This is a genomic window from Treponema rectale (genome assembly GCF_014202035.1).
Classification (GTDB): domain Bacteria; phylum Spirochaetota; class Spirochaetia; order Treponematales; family Treponemataceae; genus Treponema_D; species Treponema_D rectale.
Genome location: NZ_JACHFR010000004.1, coordinates 34,333 through 58,786, shown reverse-complemented (window position 1 = coordinate 58,786; position 24,454 = coordinate 34,333). Strand labels below are relative to the sequence as shown.

The window sequence follows — 24,454 nt, the reverse complement described above, 5'->3', positions numbered from 1 at the left end:
AATTTTCTGTTTATATAAAACTCGTCCCGCCCAAAGACTTCTCAGTCGGGGCTAACATTTGGCGATAGGATGAAACTCGCAAACAGGCTCGCGTAAAGGCAAAGGAGGAGCTAAAAGTACTGCTGCAAGAATATTGAAAAAAAAATGCGTATATCTGCAATAATGTTGATTATGATTAGCATAAAGCGTGATTTATATTTGAACAAACTTGTTACTGCCAATCATAACGGTATGATAAAAGTGATTACAGGACTTCGCAGGTGCGGGAAATCTTTTCTTTTGTTTAATCTTTTTGCAGATTTTCTAAAACAAGAGGGAATAGATGACAAGCATATCATTCAAATAGATTTGGAAGACAGAGGAAACAAAAACCTGAGAAATCCGGATGAACTTTTGAGCTATATTGATGCCAGCATCGGCGATGAAAAAATGTACTATGTGCTTTTGGATGAAGTTCAGATGGTCAGTGATTTTGAAGATGTTTTGAACAGCTATTTGAACATTAAGAATGTCGATGTCTATGTGACAGGCAGCAATGCAAAATTTCTTTCAAAAGACGTGATAACAGAATTTAGAGGCCGAGGATATGAAATTTATATTCTGCCATTATATTTTAAGGAATTATTTTAAGGAATTTTATTCAATAAATCAGGACAAACAAAAAGATGATGTGCTTTTTGAATATATGACTTATGGAGTTCTTTCAAAAGTTGCATTGGAAAGTGATGAAAATCTAAAGAAAGAATATTTGAAGTCTCTTTTAAATCTATCAAAAAAAATCGAGGTCTGTCCCTGGTTCGTGCTGAAAACTGGAATATCAATGAACGTTTAGTTTGCACGAGCTGTGAGTTTTTTTAACGTTTCGCTAAAAACTCACAAAAAATCAAGCCCGTCTTTTTTATTTTGTGCTATATTGATTTTTTATTGATTTGACGAAAAAGCTGGGTGGTGGTATTTTAAAAGAAATGGAAATGCCCGATTTTGTCGGTCGTCTCCACTATTTTGCTATAAAGCCGTCCTAGCTTCGAAAACTGAAAGGGCGGCTTTATTTTTTAACTCTTTCTATCTTTTAAGTAAGAAAGGGCTGTCAGAATGAGAATGGCTAAATTAAGAGCTAACGAAAGAATTTCGTATAAAGTCATTCCGCAAAGCCTCCCTAAAATCAAATTCTGGCAAAACCAGTTGAGTTCGGGAGCCGCCGCCATAGAATCAGGCAATTCCCACATGTTGTTATCCGCACGGTAGAAAATATCATAAACAGCGGCTCGAACTGCGGAATTCAGATTCTTGTTGAGTATAAGGATGTTGTTCAGCAGTCTGTAGAAAAAAACGGACGCCAAAAAATTGACCGGCTGCAAGAATCATGATGATTTAATTAGGAAGTTTGGGGAGTAGAAAGCAGGATTTTTCTGCATATAAAAAATTGAATGGAAGACGGCGCTAAAAGTGTATAGATGAGGTAATATGTCACCTTATCTATATAAGTTTTTCCCAAAATGCGCTATACTTTCTCCATGATTCAAATCTTCGGCACAAACAAAAATTTTGACTGCAAGGCGGCCCAGCGTTTCTTTAAGGAGCGGCGCGTTCCCTTCCAGTTCATCGACCTTAAAGAAAAAGAAATGTCTGCAGGTGAATTTGATTCTGTAGTTACTGCTCTTTCAAAAAGGGAAGGAGGCAGGACAGAAGCTGTAGAGGCACTTGTTGATAAGAAATCTTCAGAATATTCAAGCTTTGCTTATCTTGATGACAGCGAAAAAGAAGATAAATTATTTGATAATCAGCTGAAGCTTTTAAAACAGCCGGTCTGCCGTAATGGAAAAACAGATGCTACTGTCGGCATGGAGCAGAAAATCTGGGAAACATGGAAGTAATGGTAAATGGATGCAGAAGAACTTCATGAATCTATTTTAAAAAATTCTCAGATAACTTTTTCAAGAAGTGGCGGTAAAGGCGGTCAGAACGTAAATAAAGTAAATACAAAAGTTCATCTGACACTTCCTCTTGCTGCTGTAAGAGGTATAACTGATGAAGAACGTGAGCGGCTTTGCACTAAACTATCTGCATTAATAAATAATGAAGGATGCATTTATATTTCTGTTGATGATGAACGTTTTCAGGAAGTAAATCGTAAAATAGCTTTTGACAGAATTGAAAGCAGGATAGTTAATGCCCTGAGAATTCAAAAGAAACGAAAAAAGACTAAACCAACAAAGGCAAGTAAAGAAAAAAAGTTAAAGCTTAAAAGAATCAGAAGTGAAATAAAAAAGAATCGTGCAAAAGTTTTATTCCTGTAATTAAAGCAGAGTTACGCACTGTTTAAAATATTTTTAGTTTTTAATGGAGAGACTCTCTCCGGTGCAGAAGGTTGTATATTCTTTATGATTAATAGGGTAGTCCCAGGTTCCGTAAAAATGAATAACATCACCTCCAAAGCCAGTTTTAAAAATATATAGTCCGGCCATAGGAGAGGATGAATCATTATTTGGAGGAATCCCCATAAAATCATAGCTTGTGCAGCCTTTTGATCTTGCAAAGCGAATTACCTCCCACTGAAGTCCGTAATTCGGCATGCAGTGACGCATATCCATACTGCTTGCTGCATACATGTAATAGGCATTTGTTCCGCATATTGCAAGTATAAGCCCGCTCAGTACAATTGAATTTTTCTGTGCCGTGAAGAGATAAAACTGTGGTGATGGAACCTGTGCATCAAGAGGGACTATACCTTCGTCAAAATCCTCTGTTTCTTTTTTTTCTGAAAATTCTTTATTCAGAATAAATATGTTTTCAAAGTATTTATATTTTTCACAGTAAAAGTTTTTTCTTTGAGCTGTATCCCGGTACATTTCATAAGTATCTTTTAATTTTTGAAATATTTCAGGACTGGCTGCATCGTAAATTGAAAAAGTGACGTTTTCCCTGTATGCACGTCTTATGGAATTTCGTGTCTGCTGTCTCATTTTTTTTAACATTGCCTGAGGAGCAGGATTGAGATTTAAAATACATGTTGAACTGCACATGTAGTCTGTAGGTGCTTTCTTGAAGTTATGTTTTTTTGTTCCGTAGTTCATCATGATTTCGAGCATTTCAGTCCTTGAACTATGTTCCCGGTTAATCCAGTGCAGGTCATATCTGATGAAGGCGACAGTTTCAGGAAGATACTGCTTTATCTGTTCAGAGAGTTCTTCCAGAAAACAGTTTTTATTTTCAGGAATTATCTTTTCATCAGGAGAGCGTGGAATGTAGGCATATTTAAATACTTTCTTTACTTTTCTGAGAAGTACTAGAAGTGGAAACGAATGCCGGCTGTTTTCTTCATCTTCAAATGTTACTTCAAAGTAAAGTGGAATCTGTCCCGTGGTTTCTTTTAATTTTCCCCAAAAATGATTTTGAAAAAGATTGTCTGATGCTGGAAATATTTCTGGCTGGACTTTTGTAAGAGTCAGGTTCATTTTGCAATTATAGGAACAAAAATAAAGGCAAACAAGTAAACGGTTCTTTCGGTATGTAAATTTCCGGTAAAAGTTGTAATACATTAATAAAACTCTGTGTAAGTTATAATAGATTGGTTATGCCGATAGAAAAGGGAGATTGCCTAACTGATATTAATTCAGTAATATAAGCAAAAATACAAACGGGGAGCTGTCGTATAAAGACGGCTGAGAGTAGGATGAATGCCTAGACCCGATAACCTGATTTGGATAATGCCAACGTAGGGATATTTACTTCGCATAAATTTCAGGCGGATATATCTTGCGGTATATCCGCTTTTTTTTTTGCGGAGAATTGTTCCTCCACGGTAAATCCGGGAGACGTTTATGGAAATCATTAAAAATGTAAGGCAGAAAATGCCTCTGGTTCACTGCATCACAAATTACGTTACGGTGAATGATGTTGCTAACATTGTACTTGCTTGTGGTGCAAGTCCGATTATGTCAGATGATAAGAAAGACGTTGAAGATATAACTTCAATATGTAACGGGCTTTGCATTAATATAGGAACTCTTAATGCCCGTACAATTAAATCCATGTTTATAGCCGGAAAAAAGGCTCAGTCACTTAATCATGTTCTTGTCCTTGATCCTGTTGGAGCAGGGGCTAGCCGGTTAAGAACAAGGACTGCTGTAAAACTTATGAAAAAAATTCATTTTGATGTTATCCGGGGTAATATTTCAGAAATAAAAACCCTGGCAGGGAAGTCTGGTATGACTAAGGGTGTTGATGCGGATTCTTCCGATGAAGTTAATGAAAAAAATCTCGAAGCAACAGTTGAATGGCTGAAAGACTTTTCAAGAAAAACCGGAAGTATAATTGCAGTTACCGGAAAAATTGATTTTGTAACGGACGGACAGAAATGTTTCGTCATCAGAAACGGAGATGCTTTAATGAAATCAATTACAGGAACAGGTTGCCAGCTTTCTGCTTTGCTTACTGCATTTGTGTGTGCTGGTAAGGAAAATTCTTTGGAGGCAGCAGCAATGGCTGTATGTGTTATGGGACTTGCCGGAGAGATTGCAAAAACGCATCTTGCTGAATATGAAGGGAACGCTACCTATGCAAAACGGATAATAGATGCAGTCAACAATATGACGGATGAAGAACTTGAAGACGGAGCAAAATATGAAGTTAGATAAATCCGTTCTTTCTTTATATGCAGTAACCGACAGAAGATGGTGTGGAGAAAAAACTTTTGAACAGCAGATAGAAGAAAGTATTGAAGGCGGAATAACTATTCTTCAGCTTCGTGAAAAAAACATTACATATCAGAAATTTAAGGATGAAGGAATAAAGGTAAAGAAAATATGCTCTGCATACCATATTCCTTTTATAATCGACGATGATGTGTATCTTGCTAAAGAAATAGATGCTGACGGAGTACATATTGGTCAGAGTGATATGAAACTTATTGACGCAAGAAAAGTTTTAGGCAAAGAAAAGATTATTGGAGTTTCAGTGCAGACTGTTGAGCAGGCAGTTTCAGCAGAAAAATATGGAGCAGATTATCTTGGAGTTGGTGCTGTTTTTTCTACGAATACAAAAGATGATGCAGACAGTGTTTCTATAGAAACATTAAAGGCAATCTGTGCTTCTGTAAGTATTCCTGTGGTTGCCATTGGAGGAATTACTTTCGAAAACATTGCCGGCCTTTCAGGCAGCGGAATTAGTGGAATAGCTGCAATCAGTGCTATTTATGCTCAGAAAGATATAAGACTCTCATGTAAACTCCTTCATAATAAAGTTAGGGAATGTTTTTATGGTACGGACGCTTTCTGAATCAATAAAAACCGCTTTAACAATTGCAGGAAGCGACTGCAGCGGTGGAGCAGGGATTCAGGCTGACTTAAAGACTTTTGCTGCAAATGGTGTATATGGAATGAGTGTCATTACGGCATTGACTGCACAAAATACAACCGGTGTGTATGGCATAAAAAACACAGAGCCTGAATTTGTAAAAAAACAGATTGACTGTGTTTTTACTGATATAAGACCTGACAGCGTTAAAATCGGAATGGCCGGTTCTTCTGAAACTATAGATGTAATTTCACAGGTTCTGGCTTTCTATTCAGCCAAAAACATTGTGGTAGATCCTGTTATGGTTTCTACAGCGGGAACAAAGCTTTTAGACAGGGATTCTGTCAGTGTACTTACAAAAAAACTTTTTCCTCTTGCAACACTTGTAACCCCGAATATTCCTGAGGCAGAAATAATCTGTGGTCTTAAGATTACAAAACCTGCTGATATGGAAAAAGCTGCCGCATTTATTTATGAAGTTTTTGGCTGCAGTGTTCTGATTAAAGGGGGCCATCTTACAAAAACTGCGGATGATTTCTTACTTACAGAAGGGAAGGAAGAATGGCTTTATTCAGAAAGGATAGATAATCCTAATACTCATGGAACAGGCTGTACTTTATCCAGTGCAATAAGTGCAAACCTGTCGCTGGGTTACTCTTTAATGGAGTCTGTAAAAAATGCTAAGGCTTATATAACCGGTGCAATAAAATCAATGATGTGTTTAGGAAAAGGTTCAGGTCCTCTTAATCACTTATGGAATATAAATACAGCGAGGTAAAAAAATGAATAAAAAAAATTACACTACACAGATGGATGCTGCAAGAAAAGGAATCCTTACAGAACAGATGAAGGCAGTTGCAGCCAGTGAGCATTATACTCCGGAACAGATTATGCATTATGTTGCAGAAGGAAAAGTTGTTATATGTTCAAACAAAAAACATGCTTCTTTAAAGGCTGCAGGTGTGGGAAGTATGCTTCGTACAAAGATAAATGCAAATATTGGAATTTCAAGAGATTGCAGGGACTATGATTTAGAAATGGAAAAAGTTATGTCTGCTGTAAAACTTGGTGCTGATGCAATAATGGATCTTTCAAGTCATGGTAATACCCGTCCCTTCAGGCAGAAACTTATTGAATCCTGTCCGGTAATGATAGGAACTGTTCCGGTTTATGATGCGGTAATTCATTTTCAGAAAGATTTAAAAGAATTAACAGCAAAAGATTTTATAGATGTGGTCAGGCTGCATGCAGAAGATGGAGTTGATTTTGTAACCCTTCACTGTGGAATTACCCGCAAAACTCTGGAGCAGATAAAAGGCAATCAGCGCAAGATGAATATTGTCAGCAGGGGAGGCAGTCTTGTTTTTGCATGGATGAGTATGACTGGTGAAGAAAATCCATTTTATGAATACTTTAATGATATTCTTGAAATATGTGAAAAACATGATGTTACAGTTTCTCTTGGTGATGCCTGTCGCCCGGGATGTCTTGCAGATGCTACAGATGTATGTCAGATAGAAGAACTTGTCAGATTGGGGGAACTTACTAAACGTGCCTGGAGTCATAATGTTCAGGTAATGGTGGAAGGTCCGGGACATGTTCCCCTTAATCAGATTGCAGCCAATATAGAAGTGCAGAAGACTTTATGTATGGGGGCACCGTTTTATGTACTTGGTCCTCTGGTAACTGATATTGCTCCGGGCTATGATCATATAACCGCTGCTATCGGAGGTGCAGTTGCAGCCGCTAATGGTGCATCATTTTTATGTTATGTAACTCCTGCAGAACATCTTGCGCTTCCTGATATTGACGACGTGCGTCAGGGAATTATTGCTTCAAGGATTGCAGCTCATGCAGCTGACATTGCAAAAGGAATTCCTTATGCAAGAGAAATTGATGACAGAATGGCAGATGCAAGAAGAAATCTTGACTGGGATAAACAGTTTGAATATGCCCTTGATGCTGATACTGCAAAAAAAATTCGTGAATCCCGTCTGCCGGAAGATGATCACAGTGATACTTGCAGTATGTGCGGAAAATTCTGTGCCGTCAGAAGCATGAATAAAGCCATTAAGGGAGAATTAATAGACATTCTTTAAAGATTTTGTTACATTAAATGTGATACAATTTAATTTTCTTATGTTATACTATGGCATTATACAGGGGGCATTATGAAGAAGATTACCGGCGTTTTTGTTTTATTATTTGCTCTGGCATCAGCAACCGTTTATGGAGAAACAAAAATTGAATTCAATACAAAGGATTTAAAAGGTAAACAGGTAACGGACAGCATCTTTGCAGAAAATGAACTTACAATGATAAATGTCTGGGGAACTTTCTGCGCACCCTGTATAAAAGAAATGCCTGATCTTGCAAAATTGAATAAGGCAAATAAAAGTAAGGGCGTCAGAGTTATAGGAATTCCGATTGATGTTGTCGGAAGAGGCGGAAGTATTCAGTCCAGGGAAAAACGGAATGCAGATGCAATCATTGATGCAACTAAAGCAGATTATACTCATCTTGTTCCAAGCAAAGAAATGCTTTCAGGTTTTCTGTACGGAATACAGGCAGTTCCTGCAACTATTTTTGTAGACAGTTCCGGAAATCAGATTGGAGATATTTATTTTGGTGCAAGAAGTCAGAAAGACTGGCAGAAGATAATAGATTCAATTCTGGCAGATAATAAATGAAGAAGCTGGTTCTTATTTTAAGAATATTTTCTCTTGTTACCGGGATAGTCCTGATTATTGCGGGAATTTTCAGGGAAGAAGCGGAAGAGGTTTTTGCAAAAGCAACCAGAATCTGTATGGAATGTATTGGAATTGGATAAGAAAAAGAAGCACGGAACTCTCAGGCTTGTAGTACAGGCAGCAGCGGCAGCTTTATCAAACGGATACATCAAAGGTTTTTCTCAGGGAAGAATTTATGAGGGCAGTTTGAAATATGTGTGTGTTCCCGGAATGAACTGTTATTCCTGTCCGGGCGCATTGGGTTCCTGTCCAATAGGTTCTCTTCAGGCAACCCTTAACAGCCGTGATTATAAAATCTCAATGTATGTTGTGGGTTTTATGATTGTAATCGGAACTCTTCTTGGAAGATTTGTCTGTGGCTTTTTATGTCCTTTTGGTTTAATTCAGGACTTGCTCTATAAAATTCCTTTCATAAAAAAATTTAAAAAACTCCCGGGAGAAAAATTTTTGCGATGGTTCCGCTTTGTGTTTCTGGCAGTTTTTGTAATCATACTTCCGATGTTTGTAGTTGATTTTATCGGATTGGGGGAGCCCTGGTTCTGCAAGTATGTGTGTCCAGTAGGGATGCTTGAGGGGGGAGTTCCTCTAGTTCTGCTGAATAAAGCTATGCGCGGTGCCATAGGGTTTTTATTTAAATGGAAGTTTTCAATTCTTATTTTGACTCTTTTATTATCAATAATACTGTACCGGCCATTCTGCAGATATGTTTGCCCGCTTGGTGCATTTTACGGAATCTTTAATAAGTTTTCCTTTATCCGTTATAAAGTTGATCCTTCAAAATGCACTCAATGCGGAATCTGTCAGAAGGCCTGTAAACTTGATATTCCGGTTTACAAGAAACCAAACAGCATGGACTGCATAAGGTGCGGAGACTGTAAAGTTTCGTGTCCGCACAATGCAATTACTTCCATTCAAATACGGCCCAGCGGTCATTCATATTAGGAAGCAGGGCTGCAAAAATTTTACGGTGTTATAAAAGTCAACTGTCTTCTGACTGACTGCTGTAATTTGAATATATTACAGGTGTCTTGTCACCCTTATATCATTTCGCTAATATACTAGAAAACTAATAATAAAGAGCGGCAAAAAAATGACATTGACCGAAGAAATTAAAGAACTGTGTAGAGAAAAGGATGCTGTTATCCTTGCACATTATTATGTAGACAGTTCAATTCAGGCAATTGCAGATTATGTAGGAGATTCCTTTTATCTTGCAAAAGTTGCAAAGAGTGTTCCAAATAAAACTATTGTTTTTTGTGGTGTAACTTTTATGGGCGAAAGTGCCTGTATCTTAAATCCAGACAAGACTGTCCTTATGCCGTCACCTGATGCTGTGTGTCCGATGGCTTTAATGATTGATAAAGAAAAAATTGCAGAAATGCGCTCAACTTATGATGATCTTGCAGTTGTCTGCTATATCAATTCAATGGCAGATGTAAAAGAATTAAGTGACGTTTGCGTTACTTCCAGCAATGCGCTGAAGATTGTAAGGAATCTTCCGAATCATAATATATTTTTTATTCCTGACGGAAATCTCGGCCGTTATGTTGCAGAACAGATTCCAGAAAAAAACATCATTCTTAATCCGGGCTTCTGTCATGTTCATGCATCAATAACTTCTCAGGCAATTATGAATTGTTTTAAAGAACATCCGGCTGCAAAAATCATTGCTCATCCTGAATGCAGAAAAGATGTCTGTGATCTTGCAGATTATCTTGGAAGTACAAAAGAACTTATTGAATATGTTGCTGAAGATGATGCTCAGGAATATATAGTCTGCACAGAAAAAGGTGTTCTCTACAAAATGGAACAGGTTGCTCCTGAAAAGAAGTTTTATTTTGTAGGTGCAAGTCAGATCTGTCCGAATATGAAAAAGATGACTCTGGAAAAAGTCAGGGACTGTCTTGTTAACATGTCTCCTGTTGCAGTTGTAAGTGAAGAAACTCGTTTAGGTGCAAGTGTTCCTCTCGACAGAATGCTTGAACTTGCAAGTCAGAACAATGTTGTTCCTGAGATGGCCCTTTAAATGAATGACAGCGAAAATAAGTTCTTTACAGATGTACTGATTGTCGGCAGCGGTGTAGCCGGACTGTATTGTGCACTCAAGCTTCCAGAAAACCTGAATGTAACCGTTATTTCAAAGGAGGCTCTGGAAGACTGTGATTCTTATCTTGCTCAGGGTGGAATCTGCATGCTCAAAAATGATGAAGATTATGATTCATATTTTGAGGATACCATGAGGGCAGGGCATTATCTTAACAATAAAGAATCTGTCGATATAATGATTCGTTCATCCCAGCATGTTATAAAAGATTTAATCGGCTACGGAGTTGATTTTGAAAGGAATGAAGACGGCTCTCTGAAATTTACCAGAGAGGGTGCACATTCAACACCTAGAATTCTTTTTCATGAAGACATCACCGGAAAGGAAATTACAAGCCGCCTGCTGGAGGAAGTAAAGAAACATTCTAATATTCATTTATATAATCATGTAACGATGACAGATATAATTGAGCAGAAAATTACCGTAAAAAACAATCAGCCTTCAAGAAGATGTGCGGGAATTATTGCATCTGTTGCAGCTGACAGTCCTCTTGCCGGATATGCAGAAGCAGAAGCAGATGACGGTTCCATGATTGTTCCGATGTATGCAGAAAATGTTGTATGGGCATGCGGTGGTATAGGCGGACTTTATGAGCATTCAACAAACTATCCTCATCTTACGGGAGATGCTCTTGGAATAGCATTGAATCATGAGGTAGAACTGCTGGATCCTGATTACATTCAGATTCATCCTACAACTTTGTATTCAACTGCAAAGGGCAGAAGCTTCCTGATTTCAGAATCTGTCAGAGGAGAAGGCGGTATCTTATTAAATAAAGATAAAAAAAGATTTGTTAATGAACTTCTTCCGAGAGACGTTGTTGCAAATGCAATTCTTGAGCAGATGAAAAAAGACGGAACTCCCCACGTCTGGCTCAGTATGGAGAACATAAAGGAATCAGAGATAAAGACTCACTTCTGTCATATTTACCAGGAGTGTCTTAAGAATGGATATGACTGTACAAAGGAACCCATACCTGTTGTTCCGGCACAGCATTATTTTATGGGCGGAGTAAAAGTTGACCGCTGGTCAAAAACAAATCTGTCCTGCCTTTATGCCTGCGGAGAAACAAGCTGTAACGGCGTGCACGGAAAAAACCGTCTTGCATCAAACTCCCTGCTAGAAAGTCTTGTATTTGCTGCAAGAGCTGCTGCTCACATGGTAGAAGAATCAAAAGAAAAAAAGTATTCTGCTGTAGAAATTGTAAAGGTTGATTATAAAAAATATAAAGATTTACATTCTTTGTTCGGAATGTATAGAGAAAAAATATTAAATGCAATTGAGAGGTCAAGAGAAAATCATGAACGAAATAACAATGATGCTGAATGCAGACAATCTGATTCTGCAAGCGCTTAGAGAAGATATTTCAAGTGAAGATGTAAGTACAAATGCAGTAATGCCATGTTCTACTCCTGGAGAAGTTGATCTTATTGCAAAGCAGGATGGAATTATTGCAGGTCTTAAAGTTTTTGAAAGAGTTTTTTATCTGCTTGATAATAAAACAGAATGTAGTTTTTCTGTAAAGGATGGAGATAAAGTTCAGAAAGGACAGCATCTTGGAACTGTTCATGGAGACATCCGCGTTTTACTTTCCGGAGAACGAACTGCCCTTAATTATCTTCAGCGCATGAGCGGAATTGCAACTTATACAAATCAGGTTGCATCTTTACTTGAGGGAACAAAGATAAAACTTCTCGATACAAGAAAGACAACTCCTAACAACCGTATTTTTGAAAAGTATGCTGTTACTGTAGGAGGAGGGCATAATCACAGGTATAATCTTTCTGACGGAGTTCTTCTGAAGGATAATCATATCGGTGCTGCAGGCGGCGTAAGAAAAGCTGTTGAAATGGCAAAAGCTTATGCTCCTTTTGTGCGCAAGATTGAAGTAGAAGTTGAAACTCTTGAGCAGGTAAAAGAAGCTGTAGAAGCAGGAGCAGACATTATCATGCTGGATAACATGAATCACGACACAATGAAAGCTGCTCTTGATATTATAAATAAAAAAGCAGAAGTAGAAATCAGCGGCAATGTTACAAAAGAAAATATAGAAAAAATAAAAGACCTTGCTGTTGATTATATTTCATCAGGGGCTTTAACTCATTCAAGTCCTATTCTGGATTTGTCTTTAAAGAACCTTCATTCCGTAGCATAAAAAAAGGAGACTGATTTGCGCGCACCTGGAGAAGCACGACGAAGCGAAATTCTTGAAATACTCATTAATGCAAAAGAGCCTGTTTCCGGAAGTGAACTTTCGAGAAAACTGGGTGTAAGCCGTCAGGTTATCGTTACTGACATTGCCTTGTTAAGGGCAAATCATCCGGACCTTATTGCAACGTCAGCAGGTTACGTAATGATAAAATCATCTTCTATCTGCAGAATCTTTAAGGTGAATCATACAGATGAACAGACAGAAGATGAACTTAATATAATGGTAGAATTAGGTGGTACTGTTGTTGATGTTTATGTTGAGCACAAAGTTTATGGAACAATAAGTGCGCCTCTTAATATTAAGTGCCGCCGTGATGTAGAAAATTTTATAAATGATTTGAAAAGTGGAGTTTCTACGCCGTTAAAGAATATTACAAAAGGGTATCATTATCATACTGTGGAAGCCAGATCAACAGAAATACTTGACGAGATTCAGCATAAGCTGGAAGAACGAAAATATCTTATTGAAGCTGTAGATTTTAAATCTGTTTATCAGGCAAAAAATTACAGTAAGTGTTAATTACCATTTTCCGCTGGCACCACCGCCGCCAAACCGGCCGCCACCGCCTTTAAATCCGCCGCCACCAAAACCTCCGGAACTTCTGTGACTTCCTCCGCTAAAGCCACCGCCAAAACCTCCAAATATGTCATCATCGTCAGAACCGAAACGTTTTCTCGGCATTCTTCTCTGGAACGGTCTTCCCGTCAGCATTGAAAGAATAAAGTAGATTCCGAATGGACCTATCCCTTTGTTTGTTGTAATTATAAAGATAATCATTCCTGCCCACAGAAGTATAAAAATACCGGCACCTGCTGAAGATGATTCTTTTTTTTCTACTTTTAAATCTGTATTGATTTTTGCCCCGTCTGTTGCAATTTCTGTAATTTTAATTACTCCGTTAACGATTCCCTGAGAGTAGTTGTTTTCTTTAAATTGCGGGGTGATGTATTTACGTATGATTTTATCCGACTGAGCGTCAGTAAGAAGTCCTTCCAGTCCGTATCCGACTTCAATGCGAAGCGAACGGTCGTTAGGAGCAACAAGAAGCAGAACACCGGTATCCTTATTTTTTTTGCCAAGTTTCCACTGGTCAGCAACTTCTATAGAAACTTCTTCAATAGGGTAGTTACCTAACGAACGGATGGTAAGAACAGCGATCTGAACCTCTGTCTGTTCGTAAACCTGCTGCAGATAAGTATTCAGACGGGATTCCGTTTTTTCATCGATAACATCTGCAAGATCCATTACAGGATTTTTTAATTCAGGAACATTAAACCTGGATTTTGCACTGGCTGAGACAGAAAGTAGAACTGCTGTAATAAAAAGGATAAAGTGTTTTTTTATCATGTTGCTCCGATTTAATTTATTTTTTAAAACTGAATTTGAGGGGCACTCTGGGCTTCCTGAGATGCTTCAAAGTATGACTTTGTGCGGAATCCGTTCATGTTTGCAATGATTGATTTTGGAAACTGGCGGATGTATACATTGTAGTCTTTTGCAGCTTCATTATAGCGCATGCGTTCAACGGAAATTCTGTTTTCTGTTCCTTCAAGCTGACTCTGTAATGCAAGAAAGTTTTCGTTTGCCTTTAATTCAGGATAATTTTCTGTAACCATAAGGAGACGCTGCAGGCTAGAACTGAGTGAATCCTGTACCTGCTGATATTTTTTGAATGTTTCAGGATCATTAAGAGCTTCTGAATCTATGTTTACCATTCCTCCGGCACGACTGCGGGCTTCTGTTACGGCAGTAAGAACTTCGCTTTCATGAGAAGCATAGCCTTTTACTGTAGAGACAAGATTAGGAATTAAATCCATGCGTCTCTGGTACTGATTCTGAACCTGAGCCCACTGACTTGAAACTCCTTCATCCTTTGCCACTATGGAATTATATGTTCCTGCAAAGAATCTGTAGATAATAAAAATAACTGCAATAATGGTTCCGACTGTAATGAGTATTTTCTTTGTTAAAGCTTTCATACTGACTCCTGTATTTTTTATGTTTACTTTTTAAAGGTACTTAAAATTCCTGAGCAGGTCAAGAAAAATACAGGAGCAGCAGTTTTCTGCAGTAAAATTTTACAATTCAGGATAGAATTTTTTCCAGTCGAATTTCTGTTCGTAAAGGTTTGCGGCCTGAAGAATCAGAGCGTCTTTGTATCTTGGTGCAATCAGCTGCATTCCCACAGGAACGTTGTCTTTTGAAAATCCCGCAGGAATTGAAGCAGCAGGGTTTCCTGTAAAATTTGCAAGGAATGTCTGAGACCAGCCGATAAGGGAATCAAGTTTTTTTCCGTTGATGAATTCCGGACCTTTTGTATTTCTGTCATTCCTGTTGAGTATGGAAGCAACGCAGCTTACAGGAGAAATAATCAGGTCATATTTTTCAAAGGCATTTTCAAACTGATCAAGGACATCTGTTCTGGCAAGATTGAATTTATACATGTCTTCGATTCCCATTGAATCAACAATTTCTTTCCAGTAAATGAATTCTTCAGGAAAATCTTCCCGGTGATTTTTAAGCAGGTCATTTCCAAGAGCCTTCTGATGATTAAGGTCGAGGGCGCAGTCAATTGTAATTCCCTTGCACCACTGTTCAGAAAGTTCATTTGCTGTATGTTTAAAATTGAACTTATATTCTTCCACAGTGCATCCCAGTTCTGTAAAACGTTCTGCTGCTTTACGGATGATTGTTCTGACTTCGTCTTCAATTTCAAAAATACCGAAATCTTCCGTAAAGGCAATTTTTAAATTCTGTACCGGAATAGAATATTCCTTAATGAAGTCATGAGTTTTTGGAAGGCTGTAAGGATCCCGCCGGTCTTCATAATTCATGTAGTTTAAAAGAATGGCAGCATCTTTTACAGATTTAGTAAGTCCGCCGTTAAAGCACAGGGGATGAGTGGCACTCCAGGCATCAGGACGGCATACAGATGGAATGGTTCCGACTCCTGCCTTGAATCCGAAAAGATTACAGAAACCTGCAGGCATTCTTATGGAACCTCCTGCATCACCGCCTTCTGCAATTGGAACAAGTCCTGCAGCAACCGCAGCAGCACTACCGCCGCTGGATCCTCCGGAATTATATTTTGTGTTAAACGGGGTAGAGGTAGGTCCGTACATATAATTGTCTGTAGCTCCCCTGAATCCGTATGCAGGAGCATTTGTTTTTCCGATGGCAATTCCTCCGGCTTTTTCCATTGCAGTGCAGAATACTGAGTCGCAGTCATCTATGGCAACAAGGCATTTTACACCCCCGTGGGAATTTGACCAGCCTTTCTTATCCGGTAAAAAATCTTTTAATCCAAAAGGAACTCCCGCAAATTCTCCGCAGTATTCACCACGGTTAAGACGCTCTTCAAGTTCCCGGGCTTTTTCAAGGGCATATTCCGGTTTTGTATAGACGAAGGCATTGATTTTTTTATTGTGTTTTTCGATCCGGTCTAAAAAATATTTAATGACGTCTACCGGACTGATTTTTTTTGTATTTACAAGTTCTCCGATTTCCCAGGCACAAAGGGCTTCAAGTTTCATAATTCATCCTCTTTTTGCAAAAGACTTTCAGCCCATGAATAAGAGAAGAAAATACTTCCTTTATTTTAATCCCTAGTTTTGTTTAGAGACAGGATGGTTCCGAACTGTCTTTTTTTTTTTTTGAGATTATAATGAATATTATTTTTGATGTACAGACATGATAACAAGCAGACTTATAAATAATAAGTCTTCATCATTCCTTTGCCTTTTACATCTATTTCTATGGTTTCGCTGTAACGGAAGAGACTGTCAGTCTGTATTTTTGTTGCATCACTTACATGAACCTTCATAGGCATGCCTGTACTTTCCATTCGGCTTGCCATATTTACTGTATCGCCCCAGATGTCATAAATGAACTTTGTTTTTCCTATGACGCCGGCAACAAGAGGACCTGAGTTTATTCCAAGCCTGATCTGAAGTTTTATAGGTGAAGTTTCGTTGAAAGAATGAACATCCTCAAGAAGGCCTTTTGCAAAATTAATAATCTTTCTGGCACCATTATTGTCCTTATCCTGCGTAAGGCCTGCTGCTGCCATGTAGGCATCTCCGATAGTCTTGATTTTTTCTATGCCTTCACGCTGTGCACGTTCATCAAACATTGAGAACATTTTATTAAGCATGGTGACAACTTCTTCTGCACTCATTTCTCCGCTTATTTTTGTAAATCCAACTATGTCAGTAAAGAGAACCGTAACATTCGGATACTGTTTAGCCAGCGTTCGGTTTGGGTGAGCCGTAAGTTCATCTGCAATTTCTTTTGGAAGAATATTCAGGAGAAGACTTTCTGAACGGTTTTTTTCTGCCTCAAGTTCTTTAGTACGTTCTTTTACTGTATTTTCAAGTTTTCTATTTTCTTCTTCTACGCGGATAAGTTTTCCTTCAAAGAGGGTAACTGTCGTTGAAATGATAAACAGTATGAACAGTCCCGCCAGAAAAATATCAAACAGAATATTTGACAGCGGCTTTAATATGCTTGAGTATGTAAAGACAATTTTTTCTGACAGCGGCTGGTAGGTATGAGGTGCATACATAATGCATCCGAACCCCAGTGTCTTTAAAGGAGTAATCGTATAAAAGTTTTCACCGTGAATGTTTTCTTTATCACCTTCATGGGGTTTGACAACGTTTAGTTTTCCGTTCGAGAGTGTAAAAGTTCCGTTCCATGGACCTGGATCTACGGTAGAACCGTCTGGTACTTTAATTGAGAATTTCCAGTCAGTGATAATCGTGCTGCTCATGTTGTTATAGATTACACCATCATACTGGGCACCGGTTCTGTCAGGGTCATCTTCGTCAACCCAATGCTTTTCTGCGTTCTGAGAAAAAGTTATGCAGACTGATTTTGAAGAATCATTCTCTGTATAAGGGTTTCCGATAGTTAATGTTCTTTCCGGAAGTGCTATTCCTGTAATTGACACAATAACGAGAATCAGGATAACGCCTGCCAGACTTACTGAGAAGGTCTGCCAGAAATGGTTTCTTACGATTCTTTTTTTTGATTCTTCTACAGTGTTTTCAGTTTTATAAGTTGGAGTAAGAATTGCGGAACTTTTCTGCTTTCCGGAATAAAATTCCAGTTCCATTAATTTTATGGAAGAGAAGAAAAGGTGCAATGCTCCAAGTCCAAGAGCGATGTTTATCCAGGAAAATCCGTATACAAACAGTACTAAAATTATACCGATTACAGGTAATAAAAAATAAACAAAAAGGGATATAAAAACGTTTCCGGCAACTTTTTTTTTGTTCTGCAGCAGCATTGTAAACGTAATCAGTCCAGGTATAACTCCCAGGGCAACGCTTAAAGGATAAAGTTCATTCCTGTGGTAGAGATTTTTTTCGTCTATATAATAGAATAAATCCGTAAACTGAGAGATTATTGTTAGCAGGACACCAAGAAGACAAAAAGCAAGGACTATAAAAATTTGTACGGGCATTCCTTTTTTTATAGAATAGCCCGGTTTTAAAAGAAGGGTAAAACTTAATCTGGACTGTTTTATAAATTCACATACATAAAAGCAAAAGAAGAATGGAATCAGGAAGTTGCAGATGTAAACAATGAAATTACTGGCGCGTACCATAAACCAGCCGGTACTGCTGGTGTTTCCGCGGAAAAAGTAGGCAAGAGTGTCAAAGAGAAGCAAGAGCCCTGTAAAAAATTCAATAAAGATAAGGGTTCGTCTGCCGTTCTGTTTTAGTTTATGACCCGAACATAAAAAAATTCCCATCTGAAAGCAAAAGAGAGCAAGTATGATAAGGCATGAAATATTGAAAATTTTTGAAAATTCAGTCATTTAATATTTTCCTTTACAGTGGTCTTATTTATAATTATAACACATGTCCCGGGTAATATCGACAATCTGTCTTGAAAGAATCTTTTATGCAGAAAAACGAAACCAGACTGTGTTCATCCACGGCTGCAGTATTTACCGGGCTTACAGGAAAACAAAATGAATACGAGTAATTTAAAAAACGGTGATCTTCTTTTTATGACGGATGAGTCAGAACTTTCAAAAGCGATAATTGAAGCAACAGAAAAATACAGTCATGTGGGAATTTATTTTGACGGAATGATTTATCATGCGTCAAGAAAAAGGGGAGTTGCAAAACAGAATCTGGCTGAATACCTTGCTGAAGAAAAGCGCAGTGTATTTGTATACCGTTATCCTGAGATTGAAGCAGATCTTATCCGGGAGAGGGCAGAAAAATATATAGGATGCGAATACAATCACAGTTTTTATCCTGACAACGGAAAGTTTTACTGTTCTCAATATGTTGCAAAAATTCTTCCGATTTTTGATGTGATTAAAATGAAGTTTGGTGACGGCAAAAAAGAAATTACGGATTACTGGAAGGAATATTATAAAGAACTGAACCTGCCTGTTCCTTCAGGTCAGCCGGGAACTAATCCAGGTCAGCTTGCAAAATCAGAGAAACTTCAGTACATAGGAAAACTGTCTGCGGATTAATGACGTGCCCCCGCTTGCGCCATTGCGCTGGATAAAGGAGAAACATACTTTCTGGTGGGGTATGCTCCGGTTTTAGCACAATGCTTTGCTTTCCAGATAACAATTATCAGCACCAATATCTATTTTATTCGACCAGTCTTTCTCACTATCAATATTCGGGTCTTTATCCCAACAAACAGAACCATCAGAATCAATATAACAGCGGTTAAAAATAGATTTGTCGCTTAAAATATAATATACATTTCCCTTCTGAATATAAGAGCTCATGTCTAATAAACGTTTTTCATTATTATCAAAGGTTATAATCAGTCTGAAAGAATCCTGAGGAACAACATTTACAGGCTTTCTCCTGCCAGAAGCAAAATAAGAAGCTGCCTTAGAATCAAAACCTTTTGAAATATAATATTCTACTGTATTTGGCATGCTAACCTCCTACTGTAATGGATCGATACTAAACAAATCCTGTTTTTTTACTGCAAGTTCCCAGTTTTCCTGTAATTCAGTTTGATGAAAAGCTGCCCAACCTATAACCATTTTCAATTGTTTAGATGGCATTTCACCTCATGTAGCATTATATCATTAAACGATTCATAGTAAAACTATTATATGTACGGGCGTGTCCCCGCTTGCGCGGGGTCGGGCCTTCCGCACTTCGCCTGTCGGCTCATCCCGTTTCGCGGGACTAAAGGTGCTCCACGCCCTCACGCAGTTGATATTTTGCCGAGGGCTGTCATATTGACATTTGTCTATATATCAGCTAAATATATCATATAGATATTTATCTATGAGAGGTATTTATGAATGAATCAGAAACAGCTCTTATATGCAGGGCTTTGGGAGACGAAAACCGTCTTCAGATTATAAAAATGCTGACCGGCGGAGAATTATGTGCCTGTAAAATTCTTGATGCATTTAATATTACTCAGCCGACTCTTTCTCATCACATGAAGATTCTCGCGGAATGTAATCTTATTAATTCACGTAAAGAAGGGAAGTGGACTTATTATTCAATAAACCGCAAAACAATTTCAGAGTTTAAAAGTTCAGTATCTGTGCTTATGCGTAAAAATTCGCCTGAGAAAAAATCATCTGAAAAACAGTGCTGTTAAATTTATAAAGAAATCTTTTTTGATGACAGATATAAGGGGTCTATGATGAACCATAAAGAAAAAGCGGTAAATTATTTTTCACAAAAATTACATTGTTCTCAGTCTGTTTTAGCAGCCTTTGCCACTGAATGCGGAATTACAGAAGAAGAGGCACTCAGGCTTGGCAGCTGTTTTGGAGGCGGCATGGGCAGAGGGCATGTATGCGGAGCAGTAAGCGGTGCACTGATGGTACTGGGATTATTGTATGGACAGAAATATATAGGCGACACGGAAGGAATTCAGTCATCAAATAGGGTAAATGATTTAATGATGTCCCGTTTTAAAGAAAAATGCGGTTCCTGCATCTGTAACGATTTATTAGGCTGTGATATTACTTCAGAAGAAGGTCATCAGTTTTGTGTGGATAATAAACTGTTCACAGAATTATGCCCGACACTGGTTTCTGCCGCTGTTGAAATAATTGAGGGAATAATCCGGGAAAATTAGGTTATAAAGCCTATTTAAACGCTCTGTTCAGCCATTTCATGAACAGTGTCTTTCCAGCTTTTTATTAATTCAGCAGGTTCCAAAGGTACTACATCTTTTCCCCAACCTAAAATCCAGCGCAGGATCGGCATAAACTGACTTGCTTCAAAACTTAAGATATAGCCGTCGTCACATTCTTCAATAGTTTGCTTTGCTCCCCATATTCTGTTTTTAGAATATGACCAGGCATAGCTGTTTTTTGAAAATTTAATCTTGTAAACCTGAGGTTTTTCATCATTAAAACAACCAAAGTTACCGACAACATAATTCTTAAAACTATAATTTTTAGGAAGAAAAAATTTTTTTTCAAATTCAAGAATCCCAACTCTAGAAATTCTTGAAAGATTGAACAGTCTCCTTCCTTCATGTTTTTGTCTCAAACAATAAGCCCATAGATCCCATATTCCGTTATCAAATATTAACTGGTATGGCTGCACCTTATAAGTTTCGCTTTTTGTTTTTCCTTCCGGGGTATACTCAATCTGGAGAACAGCATTCGTTCCCATTGCCTTGTATATTTTATCCCAAATTTCATTTTTTATATCTGCCACTGGTGCTCCCATAAAAAGAATTCTGGAATAATTGGCCGAGTTGGTATTTCCAAAAGATTTTAATTTTGCTTCTTCTTTTGTCAGAAACTTTTTTGCTTTTTCATAAACAGGCGAATCTTTTATGGAATCAAGAAAACTTGATATAATAGAAATTTGTTCTTTTTTTTGAGCTTCTGAAAATTCTGTTTTGTCAATTTCTTGAACTATTTTATTTTGTTCGGCATAGGTATTGTTATAAAAATATTTCCCGTCAGCATCTTTCTCTACACAATATTCCTTCAATTCTTCTGGAAGCCATTTGTAAAGATTTTGAAATGAAGCACCTTTTTTTAGTCCGTTTTTGATAAGAAGTTCTGACATATCTTTGATAGACAGGTGCTGCCTGTCATGTTTTAAAGCACGTATAATACAATCAATCTGTTCAGACTCTTTCTGAGACTGTCTCTTCGGTTTTTCTTCTTTTGCATTTTCTTTCAGAAATTCTTTTATAAACTTTCTTATTTTTTCAGCAGGTGGTTTAGGGCCTTCATCGTCTAAAAAGTCTTCCCACTGCCATTCAAATTCTTCAATAAGGATTTCACGTTCAGTCTTTGAAATTTTAAGTTTATTCAGTTCTTCATCAAGAATATCATTCACATTTTTCATAATAAGCCTCATCTTCTCATTTTTTGAGAACCTCATTGTATATTATAAAGTCGTATTTTAAGAAAAACAAGGGAGGTTTTATGAAGACAGAATTGAAAGTCAGAAGAAATACTTATTCCGAGTTTCTTGAATTTGATCTTCAGAATGTACTTGCTTCAAATGTAAAGCGTTACATTGCTGAGTCTGGTTTATCTATAGATGAACTCTGCATCCGCACAAATCTTTCTCATGCAACTATCAGCCGCCTTAAGACGGGGAAAAATATTTCTTTTCGCAGTCTCTGTGCCCTGGCAGAAGCGTTGAATAAAGACTGGAGAGTTTTCTTTATGTAAAAGCAAAACTTGGCTAATTAAGAAAACTATCACGAAAAGATAGTCAATCTAAATAATAATTAAGTGGAGGAAATACTATGGGTAGAGACGCGGTAGCAGACATGAGAAGAAGACGGCTCAGGAGGCTAAAAAAAATGAATAACTCTTCAATTACTTATACTAAGGATGAACCTTACGCAATTTGTTTTTATCTTTATAACCTCTTTGAAGAAAAATCAAATTCAAATGTAATTAATGATAATGATGAAGCCATAAAGGTTTTTCTTGAACATACAGAAAATCTGAATAAAACAGAACGCTTAAAAGTTGTCTTAAAGAAGGAAATTCATAATCTTGAAAAACAAAATAAATTAAAACGCTTTACAACACCTCCGTCAGAAGAAATGTGTTTTGAGGATGCAGATATTCCGTATGAATATGAGCAGGATAAAAAGGTTGAACGTGCAATGCGTCACTCTGACCGGGCAGATGAAATTACGATAGATCTTCACCGCGTTTTGTATTGTTCTGAAAAGCCTGTATTTTCTTCCATAATAAATACCGTTATTTTTGGAAAAGAAGATGACATCTCTTTAAGTTCAAGTATGAATCTTTCAAAGAAACAGAAAGAAGCTGTCTTTGATGTATCAAAAACAAGATTTCTCATTGATAATGTAAATCTTTCAGAAAATGAAGCCCGCTATATACTTCTGGAGTGCCGTCTTGATACAAATGAAGATTTACGTTGTCTTTCCCGCAGTTGTCAAAATGAACTCCACAACAGCATTCCTGAACTGCTTGGTATTACGAAAAAAGAACTGACCTATATGCTTCGCAGTGACCAGAAATTAAAATCATTCGGTTTTATCGATGATGAAGGTAATTATGATTCTTCTCTGAATGAATGTATTGAATCTCAGAGTATTGAACCCTATTTCAGTGATCTCTTAAAAACATTCGACTGCAGCAATGCTTATTCCCTGAATAGTTTCTCCGTAAAGCAGGAATCACTTGAAATTTGCAGCGACTTGTTGAATGGAAAAAATCCGGTTTCAATTCTGTTTTATGGTAAGCCAGGCAGCGGAAAAACGGAGCTTGCAAAATCACTCTGCAGACAGACTGGAAAACAGATTTATATTTTTAAGAATGAAGCGGAAACAAATGAGCGCAGCAATGTTTTAGGACGTCTTGTATGTCTTCTTTCTATGGAACGCAAGGATTCTATTTTGATTGTAGATGAAGCAGATTCTCTTTTAAGAACTATGGATTTCAGCTTTTTTGGAATGTCTCCTTCAAAAACAAAAGGCACTGTTAATAAAATGCTCGAAAACAACAGGGACAAGGTAATATATATTATTAACCATCAGCATCAGATTGATGATTCTACTCGCCGTCGCTTTACTTTCAGCATACGGTTTGAAGCAATGCCTAAAACAATGATGAAAAACATTGCAGAACAGAAACTTAAAGACATGGACATTACAGAAAATACAAAAGCGGAATTAGTTTCTATGCTTGATAAGTATCATCTTACCGGCCAGAGCGTAGAAAATATTGTAAAAACAATTGATGCAATGGAATGTAAGGACGAAGATACCCTCTTAAAAAAAGCGGATATCGTAATGAAGGAGAATTCACTTTTACTTAACGGAAAGAAAAAGAAAATGCGTGATAAAGTAAAAGCCGAATATGATTTGCGTGTTCTCAATGCTTCTATGGATCCTAATGAAATTGTAAGTATGGTTCAGAATGCAGCCAAATATGCAGAAAAGAACAAGAATACAGAAAACGGAATACGAATGCTTTTCTATGGATTAAGCGGAACAGGAAAGACGGAGCTTGCCCGTTATATTGCAGAACAGCTTGGAAAAGAAATTATTCTCCGCCGCCCGAGTGACATTCTGAGTCCGTATGTAGGGCAGGATGAACAGCATATCCGCGAGGCTTTTGAAGAAGCTGAACAGAATGATGCTATTCTTCTGTTTGATGAAGCAGATACTTTCTTCTATGACAGAAATCAGGCACAGCGCACCTGGGAACGCTCCCTTGTAAATGAATTTCTTACCCAGATGGAAGAGTTTACTGGAATCCTTATTTGTACAACGAACCTGCGTAACATAATGGATCCAGCAATGCAGCGACGTTTCCATATGTTTGTAGAATTTAAACCGATGAAGTTTGACGGAATAAAAATCATGCTCGAAAAATACTTCCCTTCATTCCATCTTTCAAATAAAGAAATCGAAGAACTGGAAGATTGTGAAAGTGTAACTCCTGGTGACTTTGGCGCCCTTTCAAGCCGTATCCGCTTTATGAATCCGGATGATGTAAATTCTGCCTACATTCTTGATGAACTCAAAAAACTTCAGGAAGAAAAGAAAAAGCAGTGGAAGGACGAAGGTAATTCAAACAATGGAAAAATTGGATTTGTAGTCTGATAGAGAGGAGGAAAA

Annotated in this window: 28 protein-coding genes and 1 riboswitch; of the genes, 20 read left to right on the top strand and 8 right to left on the bottom strand. The window is 37.7% G+C overall.

Annotation, left to right across the window (positions count from 1 at the left end; translation table 11 throughout):
• The first annotated feature begins 171 nt into the window (after positions 1–171).
• The 4 genes from HNP77_RS11110 (at position 172) to arfB (ending at position 2,297) form a co-directional block, all read left to right on the top strand.
• Complete coding sequence (locus HNP77_RS11110; protein ID WP_221266585.1) at positions 172–630, top strand: ATP-binding protein; 459 nt, start codon at positions 172–174, stop codon at positions 628–630.
• Positions 587–832 carry a hypothetical protein gene (locus tag HNP77_RS11105; RefSeq protein WP_184653369.1) on the top strand — a complete coding sequence of 82 codons (246 nt, stop codon included), beginning with the start codon at positions 587–589 and terminating at the stop codon, positions 830–832. The genes HNP77_RS11110 and HNP77_RS11105 overlap by 44 nt, the downstream gene beginning before the upstream one ends.
• 682 nt (positions 833–1,514) lie before the next feature.
• Complete coding sequence (locus HNP77_RS11100; RefSeq protein WP_184653367.1) at positions 1,515–1,874, top strand: arsenate reductase family protein; 360 nt, start codon at positions 1,515–1,517, stop codon at positions 1,872–1,874.
• 6 nt (positions 1,875–1,880) lie between these two features.
• Positions 1,881–2,297, top strand: coding sequence for an alternative ribosome rescue aminoacyl-tRNA hydrolase ArfB (gene arfB, locus HNP77_RS11095; protein ID WP_184653365.1), 417 nt, complete (start codon positions 1,881–1,883; stop codon positions 2,295–2,297).
• Positions 2,298–2,330: 33 nt separating this feature from the next.
• Here arfB and HNP77_RS11090 read toward each other — a convergent pair whose 3' ends face one another.
• Positions 2,331–3,455 (bottom strand): lipid II:glycine glycyltransferase FemX, encoded by a 1,125-nt coding sequence (locus HNP77_RS11090; RefSeq protein WP_184653363.1) that lies wholly within the window; start codon positions 3,453–3,455, stop codon positions 2,331–2,333.
• Positions 3,456–3,628: 173 nt separating this feature from the next.
• Positions 3,629–3,739, top strand: a riboswitch (TPP riboswitch).
• Between the two features lie 82 nt (positions 3,740–3,821).
• Between HNP77_RS11090 and thiM the strand changes: the two genes are divergently transcribed.
• From thiM to HNP77_RS11035, 11 genes are all read left to right on the top strand, one after another.
• Positions 3,822–4,637, top strand: a complete 816-nt coding sequence (thiM, locus tag HNP77_RS11085; protein ID WP_184653361.1) for a hydroxyethylthiazole kinase — start codon at positions 3,822–3,824, stop codon at positions 4,635–4,637.
• Positions 4,624–5,277 (top strand): thiamine phosphate synthase, encoded by a 654-nt coding sequence (thiE, locus tag HNP77_RS11080; protein WP_184653359.1) that lies wholly within the window; start codon positions 4,624–4,626, stop codon positions 5,275–5,277. The genes thiM and thiE overlap by 14 nt, the downstream gene beginning before the upstream one ends.
• A complete protein-coding gene (gene thiD / locus HNP77_RS11075; protein ID WP_221266583.1) occupies positions 5,258–6,073 on the top strand; it encodes a bifunctional hydroxymethylpyrimidine kinase/phosphomethylpyrimidine kinase in 816 nt (271 codons plus the stop codon). The genes thiE and thiD overlap by 20 nt, the downstream gene beginning before the upstream one ends.
• 4 nt (positions 6,074–6,077) lie before the next feature.
• Positions 6,078–7,394, top strand: a complete 1,317-nt coding sequence (gene thiC, locus HNP77_RS11070; protein WP_184653357.1) for a phosphomethylpyrimidine synthase ThiC — start codon at positions 6,078–6,080, stop codon at positions 7,392–7,394.
• A gap of 72 nt (positions 7,395–7,466) precedes the next feature.
• Positions 7,467–7,985: a TlpA family protein disulfide reductase gene (locus HNP77_RS11065; RefSeq protein WP_184653355.1), complete on the top strand. Its 519-nt coding sequence runs from the start codon at positions 7,467–7,469 to the stop codon at positions 7,983–7,985.
• Entirely contained in the window at positions 7,982–8,125 is a 144-nt protein-coding gene (locus HNP77_RS11060) for a CD1871A family CXXC motif-containing protein (protein WP_184653353.1), read from the top strand. The genes HNP77_RS11065 and HNP77_RS11060 overlap by 4 nt, the downstream gene beginning before the upstream one ends.
• A complete protein-coding gene (locus HNP77_RS11055; protein ID WP_246428930.1) occupies positions 8,118–8,987 on the top strand; it encodes a 4Fe-4S binding protein in 870 nt (289 codons plus the stop codon). The genes HNP77_RS11060 and HNP77_RS11055 overlap by 8 nt, the downstream gene beginning before the upstream one ends.
• A 148-nt stretch (positions 8,988–9,135) precedes the next feature.
• The gene (nadA, locus tag HNP77_RS11050; protein ID WP_184653351.1) at positions 9,136–10,071 is read left to right on the top strand and encodes a quinolinate synthase NadA; all 936 of its coding nucleotides are present in this window, start codon (positions 9,136–9,138) and stop codon (positions 10,069–10,071) included.
• A complete protein-coding gene (locus HNP77_RS11045; protein WP_184653349.1) occupies positions 10,072–11,505 on the top strand; it encodes an FAD-binding protein in 1,434 nt (477 codons plus the stop codon).
• Positions 11,450–12,304 carry a carboxylating nicotinate-nucleotide diphosphorylase gene (gene nadC, locus HNP77_RS11040; protein ID WP_184653347.1) on the top strand — a complete coding sequence of 285 codons (855 nt, stop codon included), beginning with the start codon at positions 11,450–11,452 and terminating at the stop codon, positions 12,302–12,304. The genes HNP77_RS11045 and nadC overlap by 56 nt, the downstream gene beginning before the upstream one ends.
• A 15-nt stretch (positions 12,305–12,319) precedes the next feature.
• Entirely contained in the window at positions 12,320–12,880 is a 561-nt protein-coding gene (locus HNP77_RS11035; protein ID WP_184653345.1) for a transcription repressor NadR, read from the top strand.
• Here HNP77_RS11035 and HNP77_RS12455 read toward each other — a convergent pair whose 3' ends face one another.
• From HNP77_RS12455 to HNP77_RS11015, 4 genes are all read right to left on the bottom strand, one after another.
• Positions 12,881–13,708 carry a TPM domain-containing protein gene (locus HNP77_RS12455; protein WP_184653343.1) on the bottom strand — a complete coding sequence of 276 codons (828 nt, stop codon included), beginning with the start codon at positions 13,706–13,708 and terminating at the stop codon, positions 12,881–12,883.
• Positions 13,709–13,731: 23 nt separating this feature from the next.
• On the bottom strand, positions 13,732–14,340 hold the full coding sequence (locus HNP77_RS11025; protein ID WP_184653341.1) for a LemA family protein: 609 nt from the start codon (positions 14,338–14,340) through the stop codon (positions 13,732–13,734).
• A gap of 99 nt (positions 14,341–14,439) precedes the next feature.
• Entirely contained in the window at positions 14,440–15,894 is a 1,455-nt protein-coding gene (locus HNP77_RS11020) for an amidase (RefSeq protein ID WP_184653339.1), read from the bottom strand.
• A gap of 173 nt (positions 15,895–16,067) precedes the next feature.
• Entirely contained in the window at positions 16,068–18,185 is a 2,118-nt protein-coding gene (locus HNP77_RS11015) for an adenylate/guanylate cyclase domain-containing protein (protein ID WP_184653337.1), read from the bottom strand.
• A gap of 156 nt (positions 18,186–18,341) precedes the next feature.
• On the opposite strand from HNP77_RS11015, the gene HNP77_RS11010 reads away from it, so the two are divergent.
• Positions 18,342–18,860, top strand: a complete 519-nt coding sequence (locus tag HNP77_RS11010; protein WP_184653335.1) for a YiiX/YebB-like N1pC/P60 family cysteine hydrolase — start codon at positions 18,342–18,344, stop codon at positions 18,858–18,860.
• A gap of 72 nt (positions 18,861–18,932) precedes the next feature.
• On the opposite strand, the gene HNP77_RS11005 is transcribed toward HNP77_RS11010, so the two are convergent.
• Complete coding sequence (locus tag HNP77_RS11005) at positions 18,933–19,283, bottom strand: DUF2442 domain-containing protein (protein WP_184653333.1); 351 nt, start codon at positions 19,281–19,283, stop codon at positions 18,933–18,935.
• 9 nt (positions 19,284–19,292) lie between these two features.
• Positions 19,293–19,415 (bottom strand): DUF4160 domain-containing protein, encoded by a 123-nt coding sequence (locus HNP77_RS12450; protein ID WP_184653331.1) that lies wholly within the window; start codon positions 19,413–19,415, stop codon positions 19,293–19,295.
• Positions 19,416–19,657: 242 nt separating this feature from the next.
• On the opposite strand from HNP77_RS12450, the gene HNP77_RS10995 reads away from it, so the two are divergent.
• Both HNP77_RS10995 and HNP77_RS10990 read left to right on the top strand, forming a co-directional pair.
• Positions 19,658–19,969 carry an ArsR/SmtB family transcription factor gene (locus HNP77_RS10995; protein ID WP_184653329.1) on the top strand — a complete coding sequence of 104 codons (312 nt, stop codon included), beginning with the start codon at positions 19,658–19,660 and terminating at the stop codon, positions 19,967–19,969.
• Between the two features lie 45 nt (positions 19,970–20,014).
• Positions 20,015–20,455, top strand: a complete 441-nt coding sequence (locus tag HNP77_RS10990; protein WP_184653327.1) for a C-GCAxxG-C-C family protein — start codon at positions 20,015–20,017, stop codon at positions 20,453–20,455.
• A 14-nt stretch (positions 20,456–20,469) separates the two neighbouring features.
• Here the strand turns inward: HNP77_RS10990 and HNP77_RS10985 are convergent, their stop codons facing one another.
• A complete protein-coding gene (locus HNP77_RS10985; protein WP_184653325.1) occupies positions 20,470–21,690 on the bottom strand; it encodes a helix-turn-helix transcriptional regulator in 1,221 nt (406 codons plus the stop codon).
• Positions 21,691–21,770: 80 nt separating this feature from the next.
• Here HNP77_RS10985 and HNP77_RS10980 point away from each other — a divergent pair, with 80 nt between their 5' ends.
• Together HNP77_RS10980 and HNP77_RS10975 are read left to right on the top strand one after the other, a co-directional pair.
• A complete protein-coding gene (locus HNP77_RS10980; RefSeq protein WP_184653323.1) occupies positions 21,771–22,022 on the top strand; it encodes a helix-turn-helix domain-containing protein in 252 nt (83 codons plus the stop codon).
• A 77-nt stretch (positions 22,023–22,099) separates the two neighbouring features.
• Entirely contained in the window at positions 22,100–24,439 is a 2,340-nt protein-coding gene (locus tag HNP77_RS10975) for an AAA family ATPase (RefSeq protein WP_184653321.1), read from the top strand.
• The last annotated feature ends 15 nt before the right edge of the window (positions 24,440–24,454 follow it).

Bases quoted from the DNA above. Each gene is read 5' to 3' on its own strand.
- HNP77_RS12450 (WP_184653331.1), bottom strand. From the start codon at position 19,415: ATGCCATCTAAACAATTGAAAATGGTTATAGGTTGGGCAGCTTTTCAT.
- HNP77_RS10975 (WP_184653321.1), top strand. From the start codon at position 22,100: ATGGGTAGAGACGCGGTAGCAGACATGAGAAGAAGACGGCTCAGGAGG.
- HNP77_RS11005 (WP_184653333.1), bottom strand. From the start codon at position 19,283: ATGCCAAATACAGTAGAATATTATATTTCAAAAGGTTTTGATTCTAAG.
- HNP77_RS11105 (WP_184653369.1), top strand. From the start codon at position 587: ATGAAATTTATATTCTGCCATTATATTTTAAGGAATTATTTTAAGGAA.
- HNP77_RS11015 (WP_184653337.1), bottom strand. From the start codon at position 18,185: ATGACTGAATTTTCAAAAATTTTCAATATTTCATGCCTTATCATACTT.
- HNP77_RS10995 (WP_184653329.1), top strand. From the start codon at position 19,658: ATGAATGAATCAGAAACAGCTCTTATATGCAGGGCTTTGGGAGACGAA.
- HNP77_RS10980 (WP_184653323.1), top strand. From the start codon at position 21,771: ATGAAGACAGAATTGAAAGTCAGAAGAAATACTTATTCCGAGTTTCTT.
- HNP77_RS11110 (WP_221266585.1), top strand. From the start codon at position 172: ATGATTAGCATAAAGCGTGATTTATATTTGAACAAACTTGTTACTGCC.
- HNP77_RS10990 (WP_184653327.1), top strand. From the start codon at position 20,015: ATGAACCATAAAGAAAAAGCGGTAAATTATTTTTCACAAAAATTACAT.
- arfB (WP_184653365.1), top strand. From the start codon at position 1,881: ATGGATGCAGAAGAACTTCATGAATCTATTTTAAAAAATTCTCAGATA.
- HNP77_RS11045 (WP_184653349.1), top strand. From the start codon at position 10,072: ATGAATGACAGCGAAAATAAGTTCTTTACAGATGTACTGATTGTCGGC.
- HNP77_RS11060 (WP_184653353.1), top strand. From the start codon at position 7,982: ATGAAGAAGCTGGTTCTTATTTTAAGAATATTTTCTCTTGTTACCGGG.
- nadC (WP_184653347.1), top strand. From the start codon at position 11,450: ATGAACGAAATAACAATGATGCTGAATGCAGACAATCTGATTCTGCAA.
- HNP77_RS11100 (WP_184653367.1), top strand. From the start codon at position 1,515: ATGATTCAAATCTTCGGCACAAACAAAAATTTTGACTGCAAGGCGGCC.
- thiE (WP_184653359.1), top strand. From the start codon at position 4,624: ATGAAGTTAGATAAATCCGTTCTTTCTTTATATGCAGTAACCGACAGA.
- thiD (WP_221266583.1), top strand. From the start codon at position 5,258: ATGGTACGGACGCTTTCTGAATCAATAAAAACCGCTTTAACAATTGCA.
- HNP77_RS11065 (WP_184653355.1), top strand. From the start codon at position 7,467: ATGAAGAAGATTACCGGCGTTTTTGTTTTATTATTTGCTCTGGCATCA.
- HNP77_RS11010 (WP_184653335.1), top strand. From the start codon at position 18,342: ATGAATACGAGTAATTTAAAAAACGGTGATCTTCTTTTTATGACGGAT.
- HNP77_RS12455 (WP_184653343.1), bottom strand. From the start codon at position 13,708: ATGATAAAAAAACACTTTATCCTTTTTATTACAGCAGTTCTACTTTCT.
- thiM (WP_184653361.1), top strand. From the start codon at position 3,822: ATGGAAATCATTAAAAATGTAAGGCAGAAAATGCCTCTGGTTCACTGC.
- nadA (WP_184653351.1), top strand. From the start codon at position 9,136: ATGACATTGACCGAAGAAATTAAAGAACTGTGTAGAGAAAAGGATGCT.
- HNP77_RS10985 (WP_184653325.1), bottom strand. From the start codon at position 21,690: ATGAAAAATGTGAATGATATTCTTGATGAAGAACTGAATAAACTTAAA.
- HNP77_RS11090 (WP_184653363.1), bottom strand. From the start codon at position 3,455: ATGAACCTGACTCTTACAAAAGTCCAGCCAGAAATATTTCCAGCATCA.
- HNP77_RS11020 (WP_184653339.1), bottom strand. From the start codon at position 15,894: ATGAAACTTGAAGCCCTTTGTGCCTGGGAAATCGGAGAACTTGTAAAT.
- HNP77_RS11025 (WP_184653341.1), bottom strand. From the start codon at position 14,340: ATGAAAGCTTTAACAAAGAAAATACTCATTACAGTCGGAACCATTATT.
- thiC (WP_184653357.1), top strand. From the start codon at position 6,078: ATGAATAAAAAAAATTACACTACACAGATGGATGCTGCAAGAAAAGGA.